Source organism: Pseudomonas sp. PDM09 (assembly GCF_014852305.1).
Lineage (GTDB): Bacteria > Pseudomonadota > Gammaproteobacteria > Pseudomonadales > Pseudomonadaceae > Aquipseudomonas.
The window spans coordinates 376,237-401,437 of sequence record NZ_JACVBI010000007.1 but is presented as its reverse complement, the minus strand read 5'-3'; the positions used below and the strand labels follow the sequence as shown (position 1 = coordinate 401,437).

At 58.1% G+C, this 25,201-nt stretch carries 28 protein-coding genes and 1 pseudogene; 19 read left to right on the top strand and 10 right to left on the bottom strand.

The features are described from left to right. Positions 1-395: 395 nt before the first annotated feature. Together IB250_RS19215 and IB250_RS19210 are read right to left on the bottom strand one after the other, a co-directional pair. The gene (locus tag IB250_RS19215) at positions 396-1,616 is read right to left on the bottom strand and encodes a CaiB/BaiF CoA transferase family protein (protein ID WP_192345257.1); all 1,221 of its coding nucleotides are present in this window, start codon (positions 1,614-1,616) and stop codon (positions 396-398) included. A 13-nt stretch (positions 1,617-1,629) separates the two neighbouring features. Beyond that, on the bottom strand, positions 1,630-2,811 hold the full coding sequence (locus IB250_RS19210) for an acyl-CoA dehydrogenase (protein WP_007897013.1): 1,182 nt from the start codon (positions 2,809-2,811) through the stop codon (positions 1,630-1,632). Positions 2,812-2,968: 157 nt separating this feature from the next. Between IB250_RS19210 and IB250_RS19205 the strand changes: the two genes are divergently transcribed. From IB250_RS19205 to IB250_RS19155, 11 genes and pseudogenes are all read left to right on the top strand, one after another. Beyond that, positions 2,969-3,868, top strand: a complete 900-nt coding sequence (locus IB250_RS19205) for a LysR family transcriptional regulator (RefSeq protein ID WP_192345256.1) — start codon at positions 2,969-2,971, stop codon at positions 3,866-3,868. 434 nt (positions 3,869-4,302) lie between these two features. After that, positions 4,303-5,424, top strand: a complete 1,122-nt coding sequence (locus IB250_RS19200) for a Re/Si-specific NAD(P)(+) transhydrogenase subunit alpha (protein WP_123358427.1) — start codon at positions 4,303-4,305, stop codon at positions 5,422-5,424. Between the two features lie 15 nt (positions 5,425-5,439). Next, positions 5,440-5,763: an NAD(P) transhydrogenase subunit alpha gene (locus IB250_RS19195; RefSeq protein ID WP_003187010.1), complete on the top strand. Its 324-nt coding sequence runs from the start codon at positions 5,440-5,442 to the stop codon at positions 5,761-5,763. Further along, positions 5,763-7,214: an NAD(P)(+) transhydrogenase (Re/Si-specific) subunit beta gene (locus IB250_RS19190; RefSeq protein ID WP_192345255.1), complete on the top strand. Its 1,452-nt coding sequence runs from the start codon at positions 5,763-5,765 to the stop codon at positions 7,212-7,214. Before IB250_RS19195 ends, IB250_RS19190 begins: the two co-directional genes overlap by 1 nt. Positions 7,215-7,403: 189 nt before the next feature. Further along, entirely contained in the window at positions 7,404-8,897 is a 1,494-nt protein-coding gene (locus IB250_RS19185) for an acetyl-CoA hydrolase/transferase family protein (protein WP_192345254.1), read from the top strand. Between the two features lie 319 nt (positions 8,898-9,216). Beyond that, positions 9,217-9,432, top strand: a complete 216-nt coding sequence (locus tag IB250_RS19180) for a DUF1127 domain-containing protein (RefSeq protein WP_007902752.1) — start codon at positions 9,217-9,219, stop codon at positions 9,430-9,432. Positions 9,433-9,645: 213 nt separating this feature from the next. Then, positions 9,646-9,754 (top strand): annotated as a pseudogene (locus tag IB250_RS19175) (DUF1127 domain-containing protein); the annotation flags it as partial. A 137-nt stretch (positions 9,755-9,891) separates the two neighbouring features. Further along, positions 9,892-10,209 carry a DUF2388 domain-containing protein gene (locus IB250_RS19170; RefSeq protein ID WP_008067730.1) on the top strand — a complete coding sequence of 106 codons (318 nt, stop codon included), beginning with the start codon at positions 9,892-9,894 and terminating at the stop codon, positions 10,207-10,209. 107 nt (positions 10,210-10,316) lie between these two features. Then, complete coding sequence (locus IB250_RS19165) at positions 10,317-10,634, top strand: DUF2388 domain-containing protein (protein WP_192345253.1); 318 nt, start codon at positions 10,317-10,319, stop codon at positions 10,632-10,634. Between the two features lie 28 nt (positions 10,635-10,662). Next, on the top strand, positions 10,663-10,983 hold the full coding sequence (locus tag IB250_RS19160) for a DUF2388 domain-containing protein (protein WP_192345252.1): 321 nt from the start codon (positions 10,663-10,665) through the stop codon (positions 10,981-10,983). Next, on the top strand, positions 10,980-12,944 hold the full coding sequence (locus IB250_RS19155) for a DUF4105 domain-containing protein (protein ID WP_192345251.1): 1,965 nt from the start codon (positions 10,980-10,982) through the stop codon (positions 12,942-12,944). Before IB250_RS19160 ends, IB250_RS19155 begins: the two co-directional genes overlap by 4 nt. Positions 12,945-13,117: 173 nt before the next feature. Here the strand turns inward: IB250_RS19155 and trpA are convergent, their stop codons facing one another. After that, positions 13,118-13,930: a tryptophan synthase subunit alpha gene (gene trpA / locus IB250_RS19150; protein WP_192345250.1), complete on the bottom strand. Its 813-nt coding sequence runs from the start codon at positions 13,928-13,930 to the stop codon at positions 13,118-13,120. Beyond that, the gene (gene trpB, locus IB250_RS19145) at positions 13,930-15,165 is read right to left on the bottom strand and encodes a tryptophan synthase subunit beta (RefSeq protein WP_007902766.1); all 1,236 of its coding nucleotides are present in this window, start codon (positions 15,163-15,165) and stop codon (positions 13,930-13,932) included. The genes trpA and trpB overlap by 1 nt, the downstream gene beginning before the upstream one ends. Before the next feature lie 112 nt (positions 15,166-15,277). Between trpB and IB250_RS19140 the strand changes: the two genes are divergently transcribed. After that, on the top strand, positions 15,278-16,171 hold the full coding sequence (locus IB250_RS19140; RefSeq protein WP_192345249.1) for a LysR family transcriptional regulator: 894 nt from the start codon (positions 15,278-15,280) through the stop codon (positions 16,169-16,171). Here IB250_RS19140 and IB250_RS19135 read toward each other — a convergent pair. Further along, positions 16,168-16,494 carry a DUF883 family protein gene (locus tag IB250_RS19135; RefSeq protein WP_007902771.1) on the bottom strand — a complete coding sequence of 109 codons (327 nt, stop codon included), beginning with the start codon at positions 16,492-16,494 and terminating at the stop codon, positions 16,168-16,170. The genes IB250_RS19140 and IB250_RS19135 overlap by 4 nt on opposite strands. 154 nt (positions 16,495-16,648) lie before the next feature. Here IB250_RS19135 and IB250_RS19130 point away from each other — a divergent pair, with 154 nt between their 5' ends. Both IB250_RS19130 and IB250_RS19125 read left to right on the top strand, forming a co-directional pair. Then, a complete protein-coding gene (locus IB250_RS19130; RefSeq protein WP_007902773.1) occupies positions 16,649-16,864 on the top strand; it encodes a dodecin in 216 nt (71 codons plus the stop codon). A gap of 130 nt (positions 16,865-16,994) precedes the next feature. After that, a complete protein-coding gene (locus tag IB250_RS19125; RefSeq protein ID WP_192345248.1) occupies positions 16,995-17,219 on the top strand; it encodes a DUF1161 domain-containing protein in 225 nt (74 codons plus the stop codon). Between the two features lie 63 nt (positions 17,220-17,282). On the opposite strand, the gene IB250_RS19120 is transcribed toward IB250_RS19125, so the two are convergent. Then, positions 17,283-18,284, bottom strand: coding sequence for an LLM class flavin-dependent oxidoreductase (locus tag IB250_RS19120; protein WP_192345247.1), 1,002 nt, complete (start codon positions 18,282-18,284; stop codon positions 17,283-17,285). Positions 18,285-18,522: 238 nt separating this feature from the next. On the opposite strand from IB250_RS19120, the gene IB250_RS19115 reads away from it, so the two are divergent. Then, positions 18,523-18,954 carry an OsmC family protein gene (locus IB250_RS19115; RefSeq protein ID WP_007902777.1) on the top strand — a complete coding sequence of 144 codons (432 nt, stop codon included), beginning with the start codon at positions 18,523-18,525 and terminating at the stop codon, positions 18,952-18,954. Positions 18,955-19,125: 171 nt separating this feature from the next. After that, positions 19,126-19,359: a DUF1161 domain-containing protein gene (locus IB250_RS19110; protein WP_048397315.1), complete on the top strand. Its 234-nt coding sequence runs from the start codon at positions 19,126-19,128 to the stop codon at positions 19,357-19,359. A gap of 6 nt (positions 19,360-19,365) precedes the next feature. On the opposite strand, the gene IB250_RS19105 is transcribed toward IB250_RS19110, so the two are convergent. Then, positions 19,366-19,785: a hypothetical protein gene (locus IB250_RS19105; protein WP_192345246.1), complete on the bottom strand. Its 420-nt coding sequence runs from the start codon at positions 19,783-19,785 to the stop codon at positions 19,366-19,368. Positions 19,786-19,825: 40 nt separating this feature from the next. Continuing rightward, the gene (locus IB250_RS19100; RefSeq protein WP_123720044.1) at positions 19,826-20,242 is read right to left on the bottom strand and encodes a hypothetical protein; all 417 of its coding nucleotides are present in this window, start codon (positions 20,240-20,242) and stop codon (positions 19,826-19,828) included. A gap of 58 nt (positions 20,243-20,300) precedes the next feature. On the opposite strand from IB250_RS19100, the gene IB250_RS19095 reads away from it, so the two are divergent. Next, positions 20,301-21,392: an aminopeptidase gene (locus IB250_RS19095; RefSeq protein ID WP_192345245.1), complete on the top strand. Its 1,092-nt coding sequence runs from the start codon at positions 20,301-20,303 to the stop codon at positions 21,390-21,392. Between the two features lie 112 nt (positions 21,393-21,504). On the opposite strand, the gene IB250_RS19090 is transcribed toward IB250_RS19095, so the two are convergent. Both IB250_RS19090 and IB250_RS19085 read right to left on the bottom strand, forming a co-directional pair. Continuing rightward, positions 21,505-22,155, bottom strand: coding sequence for an HAD family hydrolase (locus tag IB250_RS19090; RefSeq protein ID WP_192345244.1), 651 nt, complete (start codon positions 22,153-22,155; stop codon positions 21,505-21,507). A 45-nt stretch (positions 22,156-22,200) separates the two neighbouring features. Next, positions 22,201-22,746 (bottom strand): gamma carbonic anhydrase family protein, encoded by a 546-nt coding sequence (locus IB250_RS19085; protein ID WP_007902790.1) that lies wholly within the window; start codon positions 22,744-22,746, stop codon positions 22,201-22,203. Positions 22,747-22,808: 62 nt separating this feature from the next. On the opposite strand from IB250_RS19085, the gene prlC reads away from it, so the two are divergent. Together prlC and IB250_RS19075 are read left to right on the top strand one after the other, a co-directional pair. Further along, positions 22,809-24,899: an oligopeptidase A gene (gene prlC, locus IB250_RS19080; RefSeq protein ID WP_192345243.1), complete on the top strand. Its 2,091-nt coding sequence runs from the start codon at positions 22,809-22,811 to the stop codon at positions 24,897-24,899. Then, positions 24,896-25,183, top strand: coding sequence for a YheV family putative zinc ribbon protein (locus tag IB250_RS19075; RefSeq protein ID WP_192345242.1), 288 nt, complete (start codon positions 24,896-24,898; stop codon positions 25,181-25,183). Before prlC ends, IB250_RS19075 begins: the two co-directional genes overlap by 4 nt. Positions 25,184-25,201 lie beyond the last annotated feature (18 nt).

The window sequence follows — 25,201 nt, the reverse complement described above, 5'->3', positions numbered from 1 at the left end:
TTGGGAATCTTCAACAACTTCAACCACTTGCGCTTCCGATCTCTCGTTAGCGGGAGGCGAATTCTACAGCGTTACTCGCTGCTGTCAACACCTCTTTTTCTCCGCTTTCGACCGAGAAGATCGAACCATCAAAAGAGCCAAACAACACCGCTCTTTCAACTCCTTCTGGCTTCGATGAACTGAAGCGTAACCGCTGCCGAAAACTGCGTAACTCTTTGTTTACCAAGGAGTTTTCCGTTTCGACTGCGCCGGAAGTGGGGCGAATTATAGACCTCCAGAATCTGCCGTCAACCTCTAATTACGCTTTTCTATCAATAACTTGCGGAACGCCGGAAAACTGCGCATTCCCCTCTATATAGGAGAGCAAAACCAGCCCTGCTATATAGAAGGAATGCTCAGAGCACTCCAGACGCCTTGAACCCAGCAACGACTCCGGCATCCAGACCCAACACCCGCTGCAGAACCTCCAGCGTGTGTTCACCCAACAAAGGAGGCGCACTACGGTACTCCACCGGAGTCTCGGACAGACGTATCGGGCTCGCAACCTGCGGCACCATCCCGGCCAAAGCATGAGGCAGCTCAATAGCCAACCCCCGCGCCTGAACCTGAGGATCGGTAAACATCTGCGCCAGATCATTGATCGGTCCGCATGGCACGCCTGCCTGCTCCAGCTGCACCACCCACTCAGCAGTAGTCTTGAACACGGTCACCTGGCGAATCAGCGGAATCAATACTGCTCGGTTAGCCACCCGTAATTTGTTGGTCGCAAAACGTGGATCATCCGCCCACTGCGGCTGACCAGCCACCTGCGCAAACTTGCGGAACTGCCCATCATTACCCACAGTGAGGATGAAGTCGCCATCGGCTGTAGGAAAGTCCTGATAAGGCACGATATTCGGGTGAGCGTTGCCCAGGCGTTTAGGCGCAACGCCTGTAGTCAGGTAATTCATCGCCTGATTGGCCAGACAAGCCACCTGAACATCCAGCAATGCCATGTCTATATGCTGACCGCCACCGCCCTGATTCCGATGAGCCAGCGCCGCCAGGATCGCTACTGTTGAATAGAGCCCGGTCAAAATATCTGTCAGCGCCACACCGACTTTCACCGGACCCGCGCCTTCATCGCCTTCGGGACGACCGGTCAAACTCATCAGACCGCCCAAGCCCTGGATCATGAAATCGTAACCCGCACGCTTGGCATACGGACCTGTCTGACCGAATCCAGTGATCGAGCAATAGATCAGCTTCGGATTAATCGCCTTGAGCGACTCATAGTCCAGCCCATAAGCCGCCAGACCACCGACCTTGAAGTTTTCAATGAGAATGTCCGACTTCGCCGCCAACTCACGCACCAACTGCTGCCCCTCTGGCCGCGTGAAGTCGATGGTCACTGATTGTTTATTGCGATTGGCGGCCAAGTAATAGGCCGCCTCGCTGGTGTTCTCGCCATAGGCATCTTTAAGGAACGGAGGCCCCCAGGCGCGCGTGTCATCGCCATTGCCCGGGCGCTCGACCTTGATGACTTCGGCGCCAAGGTCCGCCAGGATCTGCCCGGCCCAAGGCCCGGCAAGCACCCGCGATAAATCCAGTACCCGTAGATGCGAAAGCGCGCCCATGACCGTTCTCCTATTAATAGAACGCCTGGATGCCGGTCTGCGCGCGACCGAGGATCAGCGCATGGACGTCATGCGTACCTTCATAGGTATTCACCACTTCCAGGTTGACCAGGTGCCGAGCGACACCGAACTCATCGGAGATGCCGTTACCACCCAGCATGTCGCGCGCCATGCGGGCGATATCGAGGGATTTGCCACAGGAGTTGCGCTTCATCATCGAAGTAATCTCGACGGCAGCAGTGCCTTCATCCTTCATACGACCCAGACGCAGGCAGCCTTGCAGCGCCATGGTTATTTCGGTCTGCATGTCAGCCAGCTTTTTCTGGATCAACTGTGTGGCCGCCAATGGACGACCAAACTGCTTACGATCCAGGGTGTACTGGCGAGCGGTGTGCCAGCAGAACTCGGCAGCGCCCAGTGCACCCCAGGAAATGCCGTAACGCGCCGAGTTAAGGCAGGTAAAAGGACCTTTCAAACCACGGACATCCGGGAAGATGTTCTCTTCAGGGACAAACACGTTGTCCATGACGATCTCGCCGGTGATGGATGCACGCAGGCCAACCTTGCCGTGAATCGCCGGAGCGCTAAGGCCTTTCCAGCCCTTCTCCAGAACAAAACCACGAATGTCGCCCGCGTCGTCCTTACCCCAAACCACGAACACATCGGCGATCGGGCTGTTGGTGATCCACATTTTGCTGCCGGTGAGGCTGTAGCCGCCTTCCACTTTACGTGCACGAGTAATCATCGCGCCCGGGTCGGAACCGTGGTCAGGCTCGGTCAGACCGAAGCAACCGATCCATTCACCCGAGGCCAGCTTCGGCAGGTATTTCTGTTTCTGTGCTTCGGTACCGAATTCGTTGATCGGCACCATGACCAGCGAAGACTGCACGCTCATCATCGAGCGATAGCCGGAGTCGACACGCTCGACCTCACGGGCAATCAGACCGTAGCTGACGTAGTTAAGGCCGCTTCCACCGTATTGCTCAGGAATGGTCGCACCCAACAGACCCACTTCGCCCATCTCACGGAAGATCGCCGGGTCGGTCTTCTCATGACGGAAAGCTTCGAGAACGCGTGGCGCGAGCTTCTGCTGAGCGAATTGCTGAGCCGTGTCGCGAATCATGCGTTCTTCTTCAGTGAGCTGTTGATCCAGCAGCAGGGGATCGATCCAGTTGAAGCTAGCTTTACCGCCCATGAGTGAGTCCTCTCGAATCGGGTCAAATAACGTGGAGTGATCCTAGGCCGGGTTTGGCTTCACGACAAACGAGGATTTTGCATACTGTTGTGCTAATTTCTCACTCCGTAACGTCGCAACATAGCCTATATGCGATGTATTAGTGAGGTTGACGTACATGCGCAGAAAGATCCCCAGTACAACCGCCCTGATCAGTTTTGAAGCTGCAGCGCGCCACGAGAGCTTTACCAAGGCCGCCCAGGAACTTTCCCTCACGCAGGGAGCGATTTGCCGACAGATCGCCAGCCTAGAGGAGTTCCTCAGCGTCGAACTGTTCCGGCGCTCGCGGCGCGGAGTGAAGCTGACGGAGGCCGGGCTTTCCTACAGCCGCCGAGTGGCTACCCAACTCGATGCGGTTGAACGGGACACCTTGTCAGTGATGGGCCAGCAGGGTGCCAACGTGATCGAACTGGCGGTGGTACCCACCTTCGGCACTCAATGGCTGTTGCCGCGACTCAAGGATTTTCAGCACAAACATCCGGAAGTGACGGTCAACCTCACCAACCGCACCCGCCCCTTCCTGTTTGCCGACACCGACTTCGACGCCGCGATCTATTTCGGCGACGCCGACTGGCCGGGTACCGAATCCCATAGGCTCATGGGCGAAAATCCGATGCCGGTGTGCAGCCCCACGTTACTGGGCAAAAAAACCAACCTGAGCCCCAGGGAAATCGCCGAACTGCCCCTACTACAGCAGACCACACGCCCTTATGCCTGGCGCCAGTGGTTCAACTCTCAAAGCCTGAATATCCCGCGAGACATGACAGGGCCGCGTTACGAGCTATTCTCCATGCTTGCTCAAGCTGCAATGCACGATATGGGGATCGCGCTGATTCCACCGTTCTTGATTCAGCGCGAACTGACAGAGAAGCGTCTGGTGATTGCCAACGCCCAGGCACTATCGAGCATTAAGGCCTACTACCTGATGATTCCCGAGCGAAAGGTCGAATCAGCCTCTTTAAAGGCATTTCGCGATTGGCTGGTGAATCAGGCACAAGGCTACAGCCTAGAAGGGTAAAGGCTCACACTTATTAGCTGACCCCGTAGTCAGGAAGACAAAAGCACTACAGATATAAGTATTTGTCGCATATTGGCAGACTGTACTGAGGAGTAGCACAAACGTCCTACAAAGGCCTGAATACGTGGCCTTGAGCCTCCATTGGAAGGCAATGACACCTCATTCACCGTGCCGATGTGTAAATTCTTGAATTTTGGACAGAATCCTCACAAGCCACGGCCTGCAAGGGATTGCACTGATCGGTGCGACATTCGGTCACGGGGTGACTTGTAGTTAATTTTCCGTCACCCGTCATAATCCCTTGAAGGGCACAAAGTTCGCCTGCAAAATGCCGCGCCCCGCCCTGATTTAGCGGGATCGTGCTGATCGGCCGCCCCAGCCGCACCATCCGAAGTGCCTGGGTTTACTCAATAAGATCACGCAGGAGATTTGACGTGCACATTGGTGTTCCTCTCGAAACCCAGACGGGTGAAACACGGGTTGCTGCAACCCCGGAAACCATCAAGAAGTTGATCGGCCAGGGTCATAAAGTCACTGTGCAAAGCGGCGCCGGTATTAACGCCAGCGTTGTCGACAGTGCTTATGAAGCGGCAGGCGCGACCATTGGCAGTGCCAATGATGCATTTGGCGCAGAGCTGATTCTCAAGGTGGTCGCCCCCAGCGACAGCGAACTGACGCTGATAAAAAGCGGCACCGTTGTGGTGGGCATGCTCAATCCGTTCAGCAATGAAACCATTGCCAAGCTGGCTGAGTGCGGCATTACCGCTTTCGCACTGGAGGCCGCGCCGCGCACCTCCCGCGCTCAGAGCCTGGATGTGTTGTCCTCCCAGGCGAACATCGCCGGCTATAAAGCCGTGTTGCTGGCTGCTCACTACTATCCACGCTTCATGCCGATGCTGATGACCGCTGCGGGTACCGTGAAAGCGGCACGTGTGCTGATTCTCGGTGCTGGCGTGGCCGGTTTGCAGGCGATTGCCACGGCGAAACGTCTGGGTGCAGTCATCGAAGCGTCCGACGTGCGTCCTGCCGTGAAGGAACAGATCGAATCTCTGGGTGCGAAATTCGTCGATGTGCCGTACGAAACCGATGAAGAGCGCGAATGCGCCGTCGGTGTCGGCGGTTACGCACGCCCCATGCCGGCCAGCTGGATGCAGCGCCAGGCCTTGGCCGTGCACGAACGCGCCAAGCAGGCTGACATCGTCATTACTACTGCACTGATCCCGGGCCGCAAGGCGCCGACGCTATTGAGCGCGGAAACCGTGGCGCAGATGAAGCCAGGCTCCGTGGTCATCGACCTCGCGGCCGCTCAGGGCGGTAACTGCCCGCTGACCGTGGCTGATCAGGTGGTCGTCGAGAATGGCGTGACCATTTGCGGCCCGACCAATCTGGCCGGCGCCGTCGCGGCCGACGCTTCGGCGCTGTACGCGCGCAACCTGCTGGACTTCCTGAAGCTGGTCTTCAACAAAGAAGGCCAGTTTGAAGTGAACCTCGAAGACGACATCGTCGCCGCGTGCCTGATGTGCCGCGACGGCCAAGTCATCCGCAAAAACGCCTAAGCAGGGATTCAGACGATGGAAGAGCTTATCTCCCCCGGTATCTACAACCTGATCATCTTCGTGCTGGCGATTTATGTCGGTTATCACGTGGTATGGAACGTTACACCTGCACTGCATACGCCGTTGATGGCGGTGACCAACGCCATTTCGGCGATTGTGATCGTCGGCGCCATGCTGGCGGCCGCGCTGACCGTGACCCCACTGGGCAAGACCATGGGCACCCTGGCGGTGGCTCTGGCGGCAGTGAACGTGTTCGGTGGTTTCCTCGTAACTCGCAGAATGCTTGAGATGTTCAAGAAAAAAGCCCCGAAAGCCGTAAAAGAAGAGGCGCCCAAGTAATGAGCATGAATCTGGTAACGACGCTCTACCTGATCGCGTCGATCTGCTTCATCCAGGCCCTCAAAGGCCTGTCGCACCCAACCACATCGCGGCGCGGCAATGTCTACGGCATGCTCGGCATGGCGTTGGCGATCCTCACTACTATCGGCCTCATTTATAAGCTGGGCGCGCTCTCTTTTGAGCAAGGCAGTGCTACTGCCGGCATCGGTTACGTCATCGTCGGCCTGCTGGTCGGCGGCACCGCCGGTTCGATCATGGCCAAGCGCGTTGAAATGACCAAGATGCCGGAACTGGTCGCCTTCATGCACAGCATGATCGGTATGGCCGCAGTGTTCATCGCCATCGCGGCGGTGGTCGAGCCGCAATCGCTGGGCATCGTCAAGGAACTGGGGGATTCGATTCCTGCCGGTAACCGCCTGGAGCTGTTCCTCGGCGCTGCCATCGGTGCAATCACCTTCTCCGGTTCGGTGATCGCGTTCGGCAAACTGTCGGGCAAGTACAAGTTCCGCCTGTTCCAGGGCGCACCCGTACAGTTCAGCGGTCAGCACAAGCTGAACCTGCTGCTGGGTCTGGCGACGCTGGCACTCGGCATCACCTTCATGCTGACCGGCAATCTAAGCGCGTTTGCTCTGATGCTGGCCCTGGCCTTCGTGATGGGCGTGCTGATCATCATCCCGATCGGCGGTGCAGACATGCCCGTCGTGGTGTCGATGCTCAACAGCTACTCCGGCTGGGCAGCAGCGGGAATCGGCTTTTCGCTGAACAACTCGATGCTGATTATTGCCGGCTCGCTGGTGGGCTCAAGCGGTGCGATCCTCTCGTACATTATGTGCAAGGCGATGAACCGCTCCTTCTTCAACGTACTGCTCGGCGGTTTCGGCAATACGGCAGACGCTGCCGGCCCGGCAGGTTCGAAGGAAGCCCGCCCGGTGAAATCCGGCTCGGCCGACGACGCGACCTTCCTGCTGACCAACGCCGACACCGTGATCATCGTTCCAGGCTACGGCCTGGCGGTCGCTCGGGCACAGCACGCTCTGAAAGAGCTGACCGAGAAGCTGACCCACCGTGGTGTGACCGTGAAGTATGCGATTCACCCGGTTGCGGGTCGGATGCCTGGGCACATGAACGTACTGCTGGCCGAGGCCGAAGTGCCTTACGACCAGGTGTTCGAGATGGAAGACATCAACTCCGAGTTCGGTCAGGCCGACGTGGTGCTGGTGCTGGGTGCCAACGACGTGGTTAACCCGGCGGCCAAGAACGATCCGAAATCGCCGATTGCCGGCATGCCGATTCTCGAGGCGTTCAAAGCCAAGACCATCATCGTCAACAAGCGCTCGATGGCCAGCGGCTATGCCGGTCTGGACAACGAACTGTTCTACCTGGACAAGACCATGATGGTTTTCGGCGATGCCAAGAAAGTCATCGAAGACATGGTCAAAGCCGTCGAGTAATACCCTTCGGCAAGCTGAACGCCCCGACTCGTCGGGGCGTTTTTGTTTGTGGCTGTTACCGATCCTGTAACGGTGTTTTGTCTGAAAGGCCCAGAATAGACGGCCCGAATGCGACCTTGGTAGCGGGACGGACACTGATCAAATTCACTAGACTGCGCACCTTGCTTCCGTTGCCCGAGATAACAATCCATGTACCGTGACCGTATTCGCTTGCCTTCGTTGTTGGATAAGGTGATGAGCGCCGCCGAGGCTGCCGCTCTGATTCAGGACGGCATGACCGTCGGCATGAGCGGCTTTACCCGAGCCGGCGAAGCCAAGGCTGTGCCTCATGCCCTGGCCGAGCGTGCCAAGGTCGCGCCGCTGAAAATCACCCTGATGACCGGTGCCAGCCTGGGCAACGACCTCGACAAACAACTGACTGAAGCCGGCGTACTGTCGCGACGCATGCCGTTCCAGGTGGACAGCACCCTGCGCAAGGCGATCAATGCCGGCGAAGTCATGTTCATCGACCAGCACCTGTCGGAAACCGTAGAGCTACTGCGTAACCAACAACTCAAGCTACCGGACATCGCGGTGATCGAAGCCGTGGCAATCACTGAGCAGGGCCATATTGTGCCGACCACCTCGGTAGGCAATTCGGCCAGCTTCGCGATTTTCGCCAAGCACGTGATCGTCGAGATCAACCTGGCGCACAACCCGAATCTCGAAGGCCTGCACGACATCTATATCCCGACCTACCGGCCGACCCGCACCCCGATTCCGTTAGTGAAGGTCGACGACCGCATCGGCAGCACCGCCATCCCGATACCGCCGGAAAAAATTGTCGCGATCGTGATTACGAACCAGTCCGACTCGCCATCCACTGTCCTGCCGCCGGACAGCGACACTCAGGCCATTGCTGATCACCTGATCGATTTCTTCAAACAAGAAGTGGCTGCCGGTCGCATGACCAACAAGCTCGGCCCGCTGCAAGCCGGTATCGGCACTATCGCCAATTCAGTGATGTGCGGCTTGATCGACTCGCCGTTCGAAGAACTGACCATGTACTCCGAAGTGCTGCAGGATTCGACTTTCGACCTGATCGACGCCGGCAAGCTGAGCTTTGCGTCGGGCAGCTCGATCACTCTGTCGAGCCGGCGCAATGCCGATGTGTTCGGGAATCTGGAGCACTATAAGGACAAGCTGGTCCTGCGCCCCCAGGAAATCTCGAACCATCCCGAAGTAGTGCGGCGCCTGGGCATCATTGGCATCAACACGGCGCTGGAGTTCGACCTGTACGGCAACGTCAATTCCACCCACGTCTGCGGCACTCGGATGATGAATGGGATCGGCGGCTCCGGCGATTTCGCGCGCAATGCGCACTTGGCGATCTTTGTCACCAAGTCGATTGCCAAGGGCGGCGCGATTTCCAGCGTGGTCCCCATGGTCAGCCACGTCGACCACACAGAACATGACGTGGACATTCTCGTGACCGAAGTAGGTTTGGCCGATCTGCGTGGCCTGGCACCGCGTGAGCGCGCCAGGGTCATCATCGACAACTGCGTTCACCCGGATTATCGCCCAGCCTTGAATGACTACTTCACTGCCGCTTGCGCAGTCGGCGGGCATACCCCGCACATCCTTCGCGATGCCCTGAGTTGGCACATAAACCTGGAAGAAACCGGGCGCATGCTGACGGTGTAATTGATACAGATCGCAGCTGACGCAAACACAGTTTCGTCAGCTTGCGGTGACAACGCTCCATCACGCCAAAAACTGTACTGCTGTACCGGTCTTTTCCTACGGCATTCACCTACCTTTTGCGTTGAAATGATCAAAAACGCACCTGTTTAGTGCGCATAGGTACAGTTGCCTCAATTTAGACCAGTACACTGCCTTTTAACAGTTAACTGGTCTCTCACAATACAGGTGAACTGTATCTACAGAGACTGGCCAAACGGGAGGATCATTGGCATCAGTTAAACCACTACCTAATCCCGCCATAAGCGGAAGGATGTCAACCATGGAACGTACACTCAGTTCCGAACTGTTCTTCGAAGATACTGCTGCAAAAACCCAGGCTTCCATGCCTCTGCGCGTTATCGCCAACCTGATGCTGTGGCAGCGCCGCATCTCCAGCCGCCATCAATTGGCTCGCTTGGATTCGCGTCTGCTGGCTGACGCAGGGATTAGCGAAGCACAACGCTACGAAGAGCTGAGCAAGCCGTTCTGGCGCTAAGTTAGCGTCGCTGGCTCTGATCCTCCGGATCCACCGCCAGCAACCCGAATTGAACAAACAAGACCCGTCGTGGGAAACCACGACGGGTTTTGTCGTTTTGGAGCGTTCACATTGGGCCGTACAGAAGATATAACCCTCAATAGGTACAGTTTATACATTCAACAAATTGAACCAGTACAATTTCATCGGAGTGTGTCTGGGCCACAGGCGTAGGCTCGAACCCGACGGTTGCTGGGCCAACTCAATGATCAACAGCTCTCGGATCTGGGCATCAGCCATGCCGAGCGCCTCAACGAAGTGGACAAAACCGTTCTGGCGCTAATTTCCTCCCTTGGCAGACAGGGGCTGTTCTAACCGATATGCACAGGCCTAATATCCAGATAGAACGTGGCGATCGCTTTACGACAGGCGTCTGATCCTGAGCCACTTCTAAATCGGTCTATCCAAAGGAGCTACCCCATGTCCCGTCTTCGTTTGCTCAGCGCTGCCGCCCTGCTTGCCGTTGCTGCCAATTCCCACGCCACCAGCTTTATCGTGACCACCGATTCCATTGTCGGTGGACTGAAGGCGTCCTCTGATGCAACGTCGGATGTCTCGTCTTCCTTTCGCGACGACAAAATCGTCCGTGCAGCCCGTGACGATGCCGCTAGCTTCGTTGCCAGTGAAGGCGCCATTCGTGGTGTAAAACTGGAAAGTGCTCTCGACCATATCCGCCAACAGGCTCCACAACTGAATGCGACCGATGCACAGCTGGCCCAGGCCATCCTGACGATCTAAGCGACAGCTCTGAAGTGGGGCACGCCCGTCGTGTCCCAATGTTTCGACGCTGGCTCTAGCCCGGGCATTGCGCTAGCCTTGGGACTCGCTTTTAGCTATCGAGTCTCATGCGTTTTCTTTCAAGTATTTCGATCACTGCGGTTTTTCTGGCGGCTTGCTGGTCGGGTTCGGCCCATGCCTTCGATGCTTTCAACCTGTCTACGCAAGGCACCGTGGCCAGTGGTTATGCCACCAGCATGGTGACCTCCGCGCCCTTCGATCATAAACTGCTGATCGCCGCCCGGGATGACGCTGCCGCGTTCATAGCCAGTGATGGTCAACTGCGAGGATCGCAACTGGAGTCTGCCTTGATTTACCTGCGCCAGACCCAGCCAAAACTTCATGCCAGCGACCTTGAACTGGCACAAGCGATTCTCGTCCAATAGTTATCCCTTGTTCCTCCGGAGTCATTCCATGCGTACCCCACTGATTGCTGCCGCCCTTGGCCTGCTGTTGTTGGCTGACGTGGCCCAGGCGCACACCCTGGTAGCCACCAGTAACATCATCATCAATGCCACCCAACGCACGCTCGATTTCACATCCGATACCACCACGTCCATCCGTGACTCGAAGATCGTCCGTGAAGCCCACGACGATGCGGCCAGTTTCGTCGCCAGCGACGGTGAAATCCGCGGTGCGCACCTGGAAGCGGCCTTCGACACCTTGCGCACCCGCGTACCGGAAGCCCGCGACGCCAGTGATCAGGTTCTCGCCGAAGCCATCCTCGCACTGTGAAGTCGCTAGGCGCCTGGCTGCTGGCCGGGGTTGTGTTGCTGCTTGGCAACACGGCTCAGGCCGGCCTGCAATTACGGCTCAAGACCGACGGTCTGAGCCCCGCGCAACAGCAGGCCAGTCAGGCGCTGCTCAATGAAGCCATGCTGGCGTTACCGCCGCGCTTCATCGAGCAACTGGACCGGCGCATTGATGTCGGCTGGACCGACGAAATGCCGGGCGATGCTTACGGTCAGGCATCGCTAGTGTCCGAGCTCGACCTGAATCGCAATCTGCTCGCCAGCCTCACCAACGGCAGCGCCGCGACCCAAAAAACGTATCGTCCCCACGGCACGGTCCGCCGGGAAATGCTCGCCACAGTGTTGCACGAACTCACCCATATTTATGACCGTGCGCGCCTGTGGCCAGACGCCGAGCGCACGCTGATCCAGCGCTGCAAGCAACGTAACAGCAGCTCCGGGCTGATCGGCATCCCCGATCAATGCCGTGGGCAGACGGAGCGACGCTGGACCCTCAGCGATGATCCTCGTCTGCTGGATTTGGCCGGTTGGCCGCAATACGTCGGTCGACGCGGTGAGCGCGAACAGCACAACCGGCAGATTGCCCGCAGCCCGGACATCTACGAGACGAGCAGCCCGAAGGAGTTCGTCGCGGTCAACATGGAGTACTTCCTCCTTGACCCAAGCTATGCCTGCCGTCGTCCTGCGCTATATCGCTATTACAAAGAACATTTCGGTTGGGCGCCCGCCGCCAAAGACACATGCGCCCAATCATTCGCCTTCCTCAATGCGGGTAACGACTTCGCCAAGCAGCCCTTGGGCCAAGTCGATCCAGAGCGGGTTTACGCTGTCGACTATCTTCTGGCCGAGGCCAATCAGAACTGGGTCAGCCGCTGGGGCCACAGCATGCTGCGACTGGTGATCTGTGCACCGGGTCGGCCTCGCGGGCCGGATTGTCGACTGGATCTGGATCAACATCTGGTGTTGTCCTACCGCGCCTTCGTCGGTGACCTACAGTTGTCGAGCTGGGATGGACTGGTGGGTAAATATCCGTCGCGCCTGTTTGTCTTGCCGCTGGCCCAGGTGATCGACGAATACACCAAGACCGAACTGCGCAGCCTGGCATCGGTGCCGCTGAACCTGTCGCACAGCGAGATCGAAGACGTGGTGGAACACGCCGCGGAGATGCACTGGAGTTACGATGGCAACTATTTTTTCCTGTCCAACAATTGCGCAGTGGAAGGCCTGAAATTACTGCGCAGCAGCACCAACAATGCGCAACTGGTCGGCCTCGACAGCATCATGCCCAACGGTTTGCTGGAAGTGCTCAAGGGCCGTGGATTGGCAAACACCAGCGTGCTGGATGATCCCCGCGAAGCACTGCGCCTGGGCTATCGCTTCGACTCCTTCCGCGAGCGTTATCAAGCGATGTTCGAAGTGCTGAAAAAGTATTTGCCGATCAAGCAGGACAAGGTCGAGGACTGGCTGTCCTTGAAAGCTGAAGAGCGCCGCAAATGGATTGATCAGGCTGATTTGCGCACCAGTGCGGCGTTACTGCTGCTGGAGCAGGCCAGTTTCCGTCAGCAGATGGTGCTGGCCCAGGACGAAGTGAAGCAACGTTATCTGGGCGCTCGGGAATTGAAGAATGGCGGCATGGATAAGGCCAATGCGACCTTGCAGGAGATTCTCGCCAACAGCGGCTTCCTCAGCCGTCCGGCCGAACTGCTCGGCAGCACCGGTGGTTATGGTTTGCCGCAAGCGAACGAGTGGACGCGTCTGCAGTCGGAAAGCAACCTGCGCCAGAAGCAACTGCAAGCGCTGACCGGGGATCTGGACAAAGAAGTCAGAGCACTGCTCGAACCGAGCCGTGCCGCCGAGATGGCCGCCAACGAAGCCAACCTGAAGCAGGTTGGCGAACATTTGCGCAAGCTGCACAAGGCTGCGGGTGGGTTGGAGTTGCCCTGAAAGCAAAAGATCGCAGCCTTCGGCAGCGCCTACAGAGGTATCGCATTCCCCTGTAGGAGCTGCCGAAGGCTGCGATCTTTTTGTGGGCTCCAGAACGTAGTCCTGAAGCCCTCGGTCTTGCTGTTTAGTCTGTGCCGCGAGGCTCTAATTCCTCTGTATCAGGAACTTTACCTTCAGCTGACCCGTGCTTTACGCACGCCTTCGGACAAGGCTGCGCACAAGCTGAGTACGCCCTCCACAGCCTGATCCGGTGTTGAGGCATTAGCGATGTGATCGATCAGCGCCGACCCCACCACCACACCGTCAGCCAGACGCGCGATGGACGCCGCTTGCTCTGGAGTACGGATACCAAAACCGATGCTGATCGGCAGATCGGTATGGCGACGCAGACGGGTGACGGCTTCTTCGACATGTTCCAGAGTCGCCGCGCCCGCACCGGTCACACCCGCCACCGACACGTAGTAAACAAAGCCGGAACTGCCGTTCAAAACAGTCGGCAAGCGCACGTCATCAGTCGTCGGAGTGGTCAGGCGAATGAAGTCCAGGCCCGCCGCCTGTGCCGGGTCGCACAATTCACCGTTATGCTCGGGCGGCAAGTCGACCACGATCAGGCCATCGACACCGGCCTCTTTGGCTTCAGCGATGAAACGTGGTACGCCGTACATGTGAATCGGGTTGAAGTAACCCATCAGCACCAGCGGCGTCTCGCTATTGCCTTCGCGGAACTCGCGAACCATTTGCAGGGTTTTCGCCAGGTTTTGTTTGGCGCCCAAGGCACGAATGTTGGCCAGTTGAATCGCCGGGCCATCGGCCATTGGATCGGTGAAGGGCATGCCCAATTCGATCACGTCGGCACCCGCTCCCGGCAAGCCTTTGAGGATCGCCAGAGACGTGTCATAGCTCGGATCGCCAGCGGTCACAAAGGTCACCAGAGCGGCGCGGTTCTGTTCCTTGAGTTCGGCAAAACGCGTTTGCAGGCGGCTCATCAGTGTTTCTCCTGCTTGGATTGCTCTTGTTGAGAGTGTTCCATGTGGTGCATCACGGTCTGCATGTCTTTGTCGCCACGCCCGGACAGGTTGACCACCATCAGGTGATCTTTCGGCAGCGTCGGTGCGCGTTTGAACACTTCGGCCAGGGCATGGGCGCTTTCCAGTGCAGGAATAATCCCTTCCAGGCGGCAGCATTTGTGGAATGCGTCGAGGGCTTCGTCGTCGGTCACCGAGGTGTACTGGACGCGGCCGATGTCATGCAACCAGGCGTGTTCCGGGCCAATGCCTGGATAATCGAGGCCGGCAGAGATCGAGTGAGCGTCGATGATCTGGCCATCGTCGTCCTGCAACAGGAAAGTACGGTTGCCGTGCAGCACACCCGGTACGCCGCCGTTCAGGCTGGCCGCGTGCTTGCCGGTTTCAATGCCGTAACCGGCTGCTTCAACGCCGATGATCTCGACGCTCTTGTCATCGAGGAACGGGTGGAACAGGCCCATGGCGTTGGAACCACCACCGATGCACGCCACCAGGCTGTCGGGCAGACGGCCTTCCTGGGCTTGCAATTGCTCGCGGGTTTCCTTGCCGATCACAGCCTGGAAGTCACGAACCATGGCGGGATATGGGTGCGGGCCGGCGACGGTGCCGATCAGGTAGAAGGTGCTGTCGACGTTGGTGACCCAGTCACGCAGGGCTTCGTTCATCGCATCTTTGAGGGTGCCGGTGCCGGCGACCACCGGGATCACTTCGGCGCCCAGCAGCTTCATGCGAAACACGTTGGCTTGCTGGCGTTCGATGTCAGTGGTGCCCATGTAGATCACGCAATCGAGGCCGAAACGCGCAGCCACGGTGGCGGTCGCCACGCCGTGCATGCCGGCGCCGGTCTCGGCGATGATGCGCTTCTTGCCCATACGCCGCGCCAGCAGGATCTGGCCGATGCAGTTGTTGATCTTGTGCGCGCCGGTGTGGTTCAGCTCTTCGCGCTTGAGGTAAATCTTCGCGCCGCCGCAGAACTCTGTCAGACGCTCGGCGAAATACAGTGGGCTTGGACGTCCGACGTAATCACGCTGAAAGTAGGCCAATTCTTCTTTGAACGCCGGATCTTCCTTGGCCGCTTCGTATTCGCGGGCCAGATCGAGAATCAACGGCATCAGGGTTTCGGCGACGTAACGGCCACCGAACGCGCCGAACAGGCCGTTGGCGTCGGGGCCGTTGCGCAGATTAGTCTGGGTCATGGGTCGCTCCAGTTGTATTCGAGAGGTGACGATGGGGTTCACTCTACCCCTGACATCCCGCACTGAAAACCGATAAGATCGCCGCAACCTGTCAGGAAAACTCACAGATACCATGAGCCACGACCTTCCTCCGCTGAACGCCCTTCGCGCCTTCGAAGCCACTGCCCGCCTGAACAGCGTCAGTCAGGCCGCCGAGCAGCTGCACGTCACTCATGGTGCGGTCAGCCGACAGCTCAAGGTACTGGAAGAACACCTCGGCGTGAGCCTGTTCATCAAGGATGGGCGCGGCCTGAAACTCACAGATGCCGGTGTCCGTTTGCGCGATGTCAGCGGTGAAGCCTTCGAGCGATTGCGCAGCGTTTGCGCCGAACTGACCCAAAGCACCGCCGATGCGCCGTTCGTGCTCGGCTGCTCGGGCAGCCTGCTGGCGCGCTGGTTCATTCCGCGTTTGGGGCGGCTCAATGCGGATCTGCCGGATCTGCGTTTGCACCTGTCGGCTGGCGAAGGCGATCTCGATCCACGGCGGCCCGGCCTGGACGCTTTGCTGGTGTTTGCCGAGCCGCCATGGCCGGCGGACATGCAAGTTTATGAACTGGCCAGCGAACGCATCGGCCCGGTCATGAGCCCACGATTCGTCGGCTACGAAAGGCTGCGGAACGCACCGGCACACGTCCTGCTGACCGAACCCGTGCTGCACACCACCTCACGTCCGCAAGCCTGGCCGAGTTGGGCACAGCAAAGCGGCCTCGACGCCAAGGCGCTGAGATACGGTCAGGGTTTCGAGCATTTGTATTATTTGCTGGAGGCGGCAGTGGCCGGGCTGGGTGTGGCCATCGCGCCTGAGCCGCTGGTGGCAGAAGACTTGAAGGCCGGTCGCCTGGTTGCGCCATGGGGTTTCTGTGAAACCCCGGCGCAACTGGCGTTGTGGCTACCCAAGCGCGCAGCGGACGGGCGCGCTCGGCAATTGGCGCAGTGGCTTAAAAACGAACTGCGTCAGGCACCTTAATTACCGCGCTTGCACAACAGGTAGGCCGCCAGAAGCCCCAGCGCACCAACGGCGACGCCGGCTGTAGTCCAAGGGTGCTCCTGGGCGTAGTCACGTGTCGCGATCCCGGTTTCACGGGTTTTGACCTTGACCTCTTCATAGGCATCGGAGAGCAGATGACGCGAATGCTTCAACGCGTTTTCGGCGTTGATTTTCAGCGTTTTAAGGGTTTTACGCGATTCGTCCGAGGCGTCGTCCTTCAGGCTTTCCAACGATTTCAGCAGACTCTCGATCTCGGCTTCCATGCTTTGCAATGAGGCTTTACGTAACGAGGTGTTGGCCATGGTGAATCTCCTGCATTGTTTGAGTTGCGTGTGTTGGTTGGGACTTCAGGGGTTTGAGAAAGTGCAGTAAATCTGAAATCCCCCTCGGATTGGTCGACAGAAGAAATAAGAAAAATCACTGCTAGGCTGTATTTCACACCCTTAGGAGAACGCCATGACTGACCATCACACCTACAAGAAAGTCGAGCTGGTCGGCTCATCCACAACCAGTATTGAAGACGCCATCAACAATGCCCTGGCCGAAGCCAACAAAAGTCTGAAGTACATGGAATGGTTCGAAGTGACCGAAACCCGCGGGCACATCAAGGACGGCAAAGCGGCACACTTCCAGGTGACGCTTAAAGTCGGATTCCGGATTGCCAGTAGCTGAGCTTAAGCCAGTCTTCTGAACTTGCGCGCCGGCCGAATGCCATAGGGAATGGCAAAGCGCTACGTGGTGAGTGCGTCCGGCCGATAGCTGGATGCGCTCCCCCTATTGATCCGACCAAGGAGTGCACCCCATGAAGAAGTTTATTTTGGCGATAGGCTTGTTGAGCCTTGCGGGAACAGCCTTTGCCCAAGGCAAGTCGTGCGACGAGCTGAAAGCCGAAATCTCAGCGAAACTGGATGCCAAGGGCATTTCCAATTACACACTGGAGATCGTCGACAAAGGCGCTGCTGCTGACGGAAAAGTCGTTGGCACCTGTGAAAAAGGCTCCAGGCAAATCGTCTACAAGCAGGGCTGACCGCCCTCGAAAATGAAAAAGCCGACGCAATGGCGTCGGCTTTTTTGTGGGTGCGATTGCGCTTCAGCCCTTCATGACCTGCGCCAGCAACTCATAGGAGTGCAGGCGATCGGCATGTTCGTACAGGTCACAGGTAAAAATCAGCTCATCGGCCTGCGTCTGTTCGATCAGCACTTCCAGCTTGGCGCGAATTTTCTGCGGACTGCCGACCATGGCCAGGCCAAGGAAATCACCGACCGCTTCTTTCTCATGGGGCAGCCACAGACCGTCCATGGTCTTCACTGGCGGGCGTTGCACCAGGCTCTGGCCACGCATCAACGCAAGAATCCGCTGGTAGACCGAAGTGGCCAGGTAATCGGCCTGCTCATCAGTGTCTGCAGCCACCAGTGGCACGCCGAGCATCACGTAAGGCTTATCCAAAACCGCTGAAGGCTTGAAGTGGTTGCGGTAGACGCGAATCGCCTCATGCATGAAGCGCGGTGCGAAATGTGAAGCGAAGGCGTAGGGCAAACCGCGCTCACCCGCCAACTGCGCACTGAACAGGCTCGAACCCAACAACCAGATCGGGACATTCGTGCCGGTACCCGGCATGGCAATGATCCGCTGGTCTGGCGTACGTGGGCCGAGGTAGCGCATCAGTTCAGTCACGTCTTGCGGGAAGTCGTCGGCGCTGCCGGAACGTTCACGGCGCAAGGCGCGGGCGGTCATTTGATCGGAGCCGGGGGCGCGCCCCAGGCCCAGATCGATCCGCCCCGGATACAGGCTTTCAAGGGTGCCAAACTGCTCGGCGATCACCAGTGGCGCGTGGTTGGGCAGCATCACGCCCCCCGACCCGACACGAATGGTCGAAGTGCCGCCAGCCAGATAGCCCAGCAGAACCGAGGTCGCCGAACTGGCGATCCCGTCCATGTTGTGGTGCTCGGCGACCCAGAAGCGGTTATAGCCGAATTTTTCGACGTGTTGCGCCAGGTCCAGAGAATTGTGCAGAGACTGGGCCGCACTGCCGTTCTCCCGCACGGGCACCAGATCGAGGGTCGAGAACTTGATATCGGATAGTCGTTTCATAAACCTGCTTCTCCAATGGGTAAGCAGGTTTTTTCACGAACGAAAACCTGCCGAGTCTATAAGCGTGTTCTATGCAATGAGGGCATATACCCGAGTTTCAATAGGAGAGACAAAATTCCTACGCGATTAGAGGACCGATCAGATGAGGTGAACTTTGCCGGACGGTCTATCCTCAGAACCCTGGTAACCGAAAACCACGAAGGCGCGACGTTTCGCGCCGGATCTTGAGGAGGCAGACATGGCTATCACGAAGAAAGCATCAGCTCATTGGGAAGGTGATCTGAAAACCGGTATCGGCTCGATTTCCACGGAAACCGGCGTTCTCAGAGACGCGCCCTACGGCTTCAAGGCCCGTTTCGAAGGGGGTAAAGGCACCAATCCGGAAGAGCTGATCGGCGCGGCTCACGCGGGCTGTTTCTCCATGGCGTTTTCAATGATTCTCGGCGAGGCCAACCTTAAGGCCGACAGTATCGACACCAATGCCGAAGTTACCCTGGACCAGGTAGACGGTGGCTTTGCAATCACAGCGGTAAAACTGATTCTCAAGGCGAAAATCCCCGGGGCGACCCAGGCGCAATTCGAGGAACTGAGCAACAAAGCCAAAGAAGGCTGCCCGGTGTCCAAAGTGCTGAATGCGAAAATCAGCCTGGATGCGACGTTGGTCAGCTGATAGTGGGTTGATACGCTAGCGGGTAAAAGATCGCAGCCTTCGCGGGCTCCCTTTCGCAGGTTGCGGTCTTTTTTTGTCCTGAAACATAACCTGACTGACAAAACTGTGGTCGAATAAATGACAGCAGCTTCAGCGCATCACCATGCGCGCTGCCTCAAGGGAGCTTCAACCATGAAACGTTTTGCCTTGGCGGTTATCTGTTGCACGCTGGCCACATCGGCCCTCGCGGCACCGAAATCCTGTGAGGAACTCAAGGCCGAGATCGAAGCCAAGATCCAGGCCAATAACGTCTCGTCCTACACCCTGGAAATCGTCACCAACGACGAAGTGCACGATCAGAACATGGTCGTCGGTTCATGCGAAGGCGGCACCAAGAAAATCATCTACCAAAAAAATGACCGTTGATTCGTCTCACATGACGCAGTTGGCCAACCGATCTTCGGCGATAATTTCCCGCTTGGCATTGTAGAGCCGGGCGCTGGGGGTGAACGCTATAGAACGCGCTTCCAGCAGGTAACGCTGGCCGGCCTCGAAATGGTCGTAGTTGATGGTCAGGTAGCACAGCCGCTCCAGCGGAGCATTCATCAAGCCCGAGCCACCACCAAATACTTCAAAATCGAAACGTACTCTCAGTTCATGGCTACCCGGGGTGACCTGGAAGTAACGCCCGTCGCTCAGCCGCTGATTGTCCAGCCGATCGGCCATCAGCAGTTTCCCGCCGGGGCTCGGCGTAGCGAAGTCGACCCATGCCATTTGTGGATCGACTGCCGGCAACGGACTCGTGCAACCGACAAAGGTGCCTGCCGCGAGCAACAGCAACAACCTGCGCATGATGAATTTCCCAAGGACTGATAATTCAGCATAGCGTCGATCAAGTACGTTGGCAGCCTGCCGGTGTGCCCTGTCCAATCACTTTTCGCTGTTGATCATAGAGCTTCGCCCACGGCCGAAAGCCGATGTATCCCGCTTGCAGCTGATATCGCTGACCGGCGTTGAATTCCTTGAATTTCACATTCAACTGGCAGTCGCGCCACAGCGGCTCGGCGTTGGGGCCAATGTTGGTCGGCTGGACTGCGAACAAGTAGCGAACCGTCAGCTCATGGCTACCGGGCTGCACCTCGAAGTAACGCTTGTCGATGGAAGCCTTGTCATCGACTTCCACCGCTTGCAGCGCGGTGTCTTCCTGCCGTGAATCCAGATCGATCCATGCCTGCGAAGGATCAGGGGTGGGCAGTCCAGCACAACCGGCCAGCATCAGCAGGCCTCCCGTCAGCATCAACTTGCGCATAGCGGAGCTCCAATAGGCGGGATAGTCTTGCGGGCAGACTTTCCAGGGATGATTCATTTTGATCAGGCCGCGTCCAAGCCTTGGGTTACTTGATCGCGTTTTACGCATTTTGTTTCCGGGGATGCTTCTTTTGTTATTTAACGGCTGCACCAGCATCAGCTATTACGGCCAATTGGCCAGTGGTCAGCTGCACTTGCTGCGGGCACGGGAGCCGGTTTCCAGTGTGATTGCCGATCCGGACCGCGATCAGCAATTGCGCGCGCATCTGGCCCAATCACAAAAGGCCCGGACATTCGCCAGCCAACACCTGCACCTGCCGGACAACCAGAGCTATCGCCTGTACGCCGACATCGGCCGACCGTTTGTAGTCTGGAACGTCTTTGCTACGCCGGAGTTTTCGCTGAAGCCGCAGAACCATTGCTTCCCCATCGCTGGCTGCGTCGCCTATCGCGGGTATTACAGCCAGAGTGCTGCCCGCGGTGAGGCCGCTTTGCAACGATTGCAAGGTATGGACGTGTCGATTGGCGGCGTCGAGGCCTATTCGACGCTCGGTTGGTTCAACGACCCGATCATGAGCTCAATGATGGGCTGGGGCGACGAACGGTTGGCCACGCTGATTTTCCACGAACTCGCCCATCAACGTTTTTATGTGAAAGACGACACCGAGTTCAACGAGTCCTTCGCCACCTTCGTCGAGCAGGAGGGCACTCGTCAATGGCGTGCATTCCGTGGCCTGCCACCGGATAACCGAGCGTTGGAGCAGCAACGCGATCAGTTCATCCAATTGGTTCTGGACGCCCGCAAGAGACTGGAACAGCTTTACGCCTTGCCGCTTCCTGCCGAGCAAATGCGCAAGCGAAAAGCAGCAGAGTTCGAACAATTACGCCGTGATTACCGGACGCTACGCGACAGCCAATGGGCTGGGAACAAACGTTTCGATGCCTGGATCAACACCCCGATGAACAACGCCCGGTTGCTCCCGTTTGGTTTGTATGACCAATGGGTGCCGGCGTTTGCCGCGTTGTTCGGGCAAGTCGATGGGGATTGGGTGAGGTTTTATGCGGCGGTGGAGAAATTGGGCGCGTTACCGGTTGGGGAGCGTAAGGCGGCGTTGAAAGTGTTGGCCGGATCAGCGAGCTCCGGTGGCTGAGCGGGCCTCTTCGCGGGCAAGCCCGCTCCCACATTAGATCGGTGTATGCCAATGCCCTTTGGCCAGATATAAAACCCTGTGGGAGCGAGGCTTGCCCGCGAAGGCAATTCAACTAACGCTGCAAAAACGCCTGATGCATCTCCTCCAGCGTCTCGAAGTGATACGCCGGTGCTTCTGCGCTCAATTCCTCCCGGCTGCCAAACCCATAACCCACCGCCGCTGCGTCCAGTCCATTGCTGCGGGCGCCGATCAGATCGTGTTTACGGTCGCCAATCATCAGGGTATTGGCCGGGTCCAGGCCCTCTTCGTTCATCAAGTGCTCAATCAGCTCGACCTTGTTGGTCCGCGTGCCATCCAGCTCGCTGCCGTAAATTACGTTGAAATGCTTGGCGAAGTCGAAGTGCCGGGCGATTTCCCGGGCGAAAACCCATGGCTTGGAAGTCGCGATGTACAGCTGTCGCCCTTGCTCACCGAGGGTTTCCAGCAGCGGCGTGACGCCGTCGAACACGCGGTTTTCATACAGACCGGTGACCTTGAAGCGCTCGCGATAGAAATTCACCGCTTCCCACGCCTTGGGCTCGTCGAAGTCGTAGAACTGCATGAACGCCTGCAACAATGGCGGGCCTATGAAATGTTCAAGCCTTGTCAGGTCCGGTTCATCGATCCCTAGTTTGCTCAGGGCGAACTGGATGGAGCGGGTGATGCCTTCACGCGGGTCGGTCAGCGTGCCATCGAGGTCGAACAGTACGGTTTGGTAATGCATGAAAATTCCTGAGCAATAGGGAGGCACTTTCCATTATCAAGCGGCTTAGAGTTGGTCGTAGCCTTCGGCCAGGTGCAGATCCTTGAGCTTCACGTAGTTCGCCGCGCTGTAGGTGAAAAAGGCTTTTTCCTTGTCAGTCAGCGGCCGGATCTGTTTCACCGGGCTACCAACATAGAGGAAACCGCTTTCCAGGCGCTTGCCCGGGGGTACCAGGCTGCCAGCGCCGATGATCACATCGTCCTCGACTACCGCGCCGTCCATGACGATGCTGCCCATGCCGATCAGAATCCGGTTCCCCACGGCGCAACCATGAAGCATGACTTTATGCGCGATGGTCACATCGTCACCGATCAGCAACGGGAAGCCATCGGGGTTGAATGGTCCGGCGTGGGTAATGTGCAACACGCAGCCGTCCTGCACGCTGGTGCGCGCACCGATTCGGATGCGGTGCATGTCTCCGCGGATCACTGTCAGCGGCCAGACGGAGCTGTCTTCGCCGATTTCGACGTCGCCGATCACCACCGCCGAGCCGTCGACAAAGGCGCCTTTGCCCAGCAGCGGCGTGTGGTTCTGATACTTGCGAAGGGTCACGATAGGCTCTCTCTCTTTTGCTGATAGCTGCGGTGAGCGTCGATTGTAATTAAGATGGGGCCATGTTTCTTCCCGCATGTTTTCCAGCCAAGGTGCCAACCGTGAGCGTGAACAACCCTCTTCTGCAGTCCTACGACCTGCCTCCATTCTCGGCGATCCGTGCCGAACACGTGCAACCGGCCATTGAAAAGATCCTGGCTGACAACCGCGCTGCCATCGTCGACATCCTCAAAACCCAGGGCAAACAACCGACCTGGGCCGGCCTGGTGCTGGCGATGGATGAACTCAACGATCGTCTGGGCGCCGCCTGGAGCCCGGTCAGCCACCTCAATGCCGTGTGCAACAGCGCCGAGTTGCGCGAAGCCTACGAGTCCTGCCTGCCGGCCCTGAGCGCCTACGCCACCGAGCTGGGCCAGAACCGTGAACTGTTTCAAGCCTATGAAGCGCTGGCCAACAGCCCTGAGGCCGCCGGTTTCGATGTGGCGCAGAAAACCATCCTGGAACACGCTTTGCGCGACTTCCGTCTGTCGGGTATCGACCTGCCTGAAGCCGAACAAAAACGTTATGCCGACGTGCAGAGCAAACTGTCGGAGCTGGGCAGCCGCTTCTCCAACCAGTTGCTCGACGCCACCCAGGCCTGGACCAAGCACGTCACCGACGAAGCCGCCCTCGCCGGTCTGACCGAGTCGGCCAAGGCGCAAATGGCCGCCGCCGCACAAGCCAAAGAGCTGGATGGCTGGTTGATCACCCTGGAATTCCCGAGTTACTACGCGGTGATGACCTACGCCCAGGACCGCGCCCTGCGTGAAGAAGTCTATGCCGCCTACTGCACCCGTGCGTCGGACCAAGGCCCGAACGCCGGTCAGAATGACAACGGCCCGGTCATGGAAGAAATCCTCGACCTGCGTCAGGAACTGGCAAAACTGTTGGGTTTCTCCAGCTTCTCGGAGCTGAGCCTGGCCACCAAAATGGCCGAGTCCAACGATCAGGTACTGAGTTTCCTGCGCGACCTGGCCAAACGCAGTAAGCCGTTCGCCACCCGTGATCTGGGGCAGCTCAAGGCTTACGCCGCTGAACAAGGTTGCCCGGACCTGCAAAGCTGGGATAGCGGCTTCTACGGGGAAAAACTTCGCGAACAGCGCTACAGCGTCGCCCAGGAAACCCTTCGCGCGTACTTCCCGATCGACAAGGTGCTGGGTGGGCTGTTCAGCATCGTCCAGCGCCTGTACGGCATCGAGATCGCCGAGCTGAAGGGCTTCGACACCTGGCATCCGGACGTCCGCCTGTTCGAAATCAAGGAAAATGGCCAGCACGTCGGTCGTTTCTTCTTCGACCTGTATGCCCGCGCCAACAAACGCGGCGGCGCCTGGATGGACGGCGCCCGCGATCATCGCCGCACGATCAATGGCGTGCTGCAAAGCCCGGTGGCGAACCTGGTGTGCAATTTCACCCCGGCCGACAGCGGCAAACCGGCCCTGCTGACCCACGATGAAGTGACCACCCTGTTCCACGAATTCGGTCATGGCCTGCATCACCTGCTGACCCGCGTCGAGCATGCAGGCGTGTCTGGAATCAATGGCGTGGCCTGGGATGCGGTCGAGTTGCCAAGCCAGTTCATGGAAAACTGGTGCTGGGAGCCGGAAGGTCTGGCGCTGATTTCCGGTCACTACGAAACCGGCGAGCCGTTGCCTCAGGACCTGCTGGAGAAAATGCTCGCGGCGAAGAACTTCCAGTCCGGACTGATGATGGTTCGCCAACTGGAGTTCTCGCTGTTCGACTTCGAACTGCACGCCACCCACGGCGACGGCCGCAGCGTGCTGCAAGTGCTCGAAGGCGTGCGTGACGAGGTCTCGGTCATGCGTCCGCCGGCCTACAATCGCTTCCCCAACAGTTTCGCCCACATCTTTGCCGGTGGTTACGCGGCGGGTTACTACAGCTATAAGTGGGCTGAAGTACTGTCGGCCGATGCCTTCTCGAAATTCGAAGAAGATGGCGTGCTCAATGCCGAAACCGGTCGCGCGTTCCGCGAAGCGATCCTGGCGCGAGGCGGCTCTCAGGAACCAATGGTGCTGTTCGTCGACTTCCGTGGCCGTGCGCCATCGATTGACGCACTCTTGCGCCATAGCGGCCTGAGTGAGGACGCGGCAGCATGAGTGAGGAATCTGTGATCACCAAAAAACGCTTTATCGCCGGCGCGGTCTGCCCGGCCTGCAGCGAGCCGGACAAGTTGATGATGTGGAGCGAAAACACAGTTCCGCATCGCGAGTGCGTGGCCTGCGGTTATTCCGATACGCTGAATGAACAAGGTCTGTCGGTGCCCAAGGAATTGGGCACGCGGGTCAATACTTCGGCACTCAAGGTGCCGGACGCCAAGGTTCAGGCCGTGCAGTTTTTCCCGAACCCGAAGTTGAAGAAGAAACCAGACGAGCAACACTGAGTACCGAAAATCACCTTC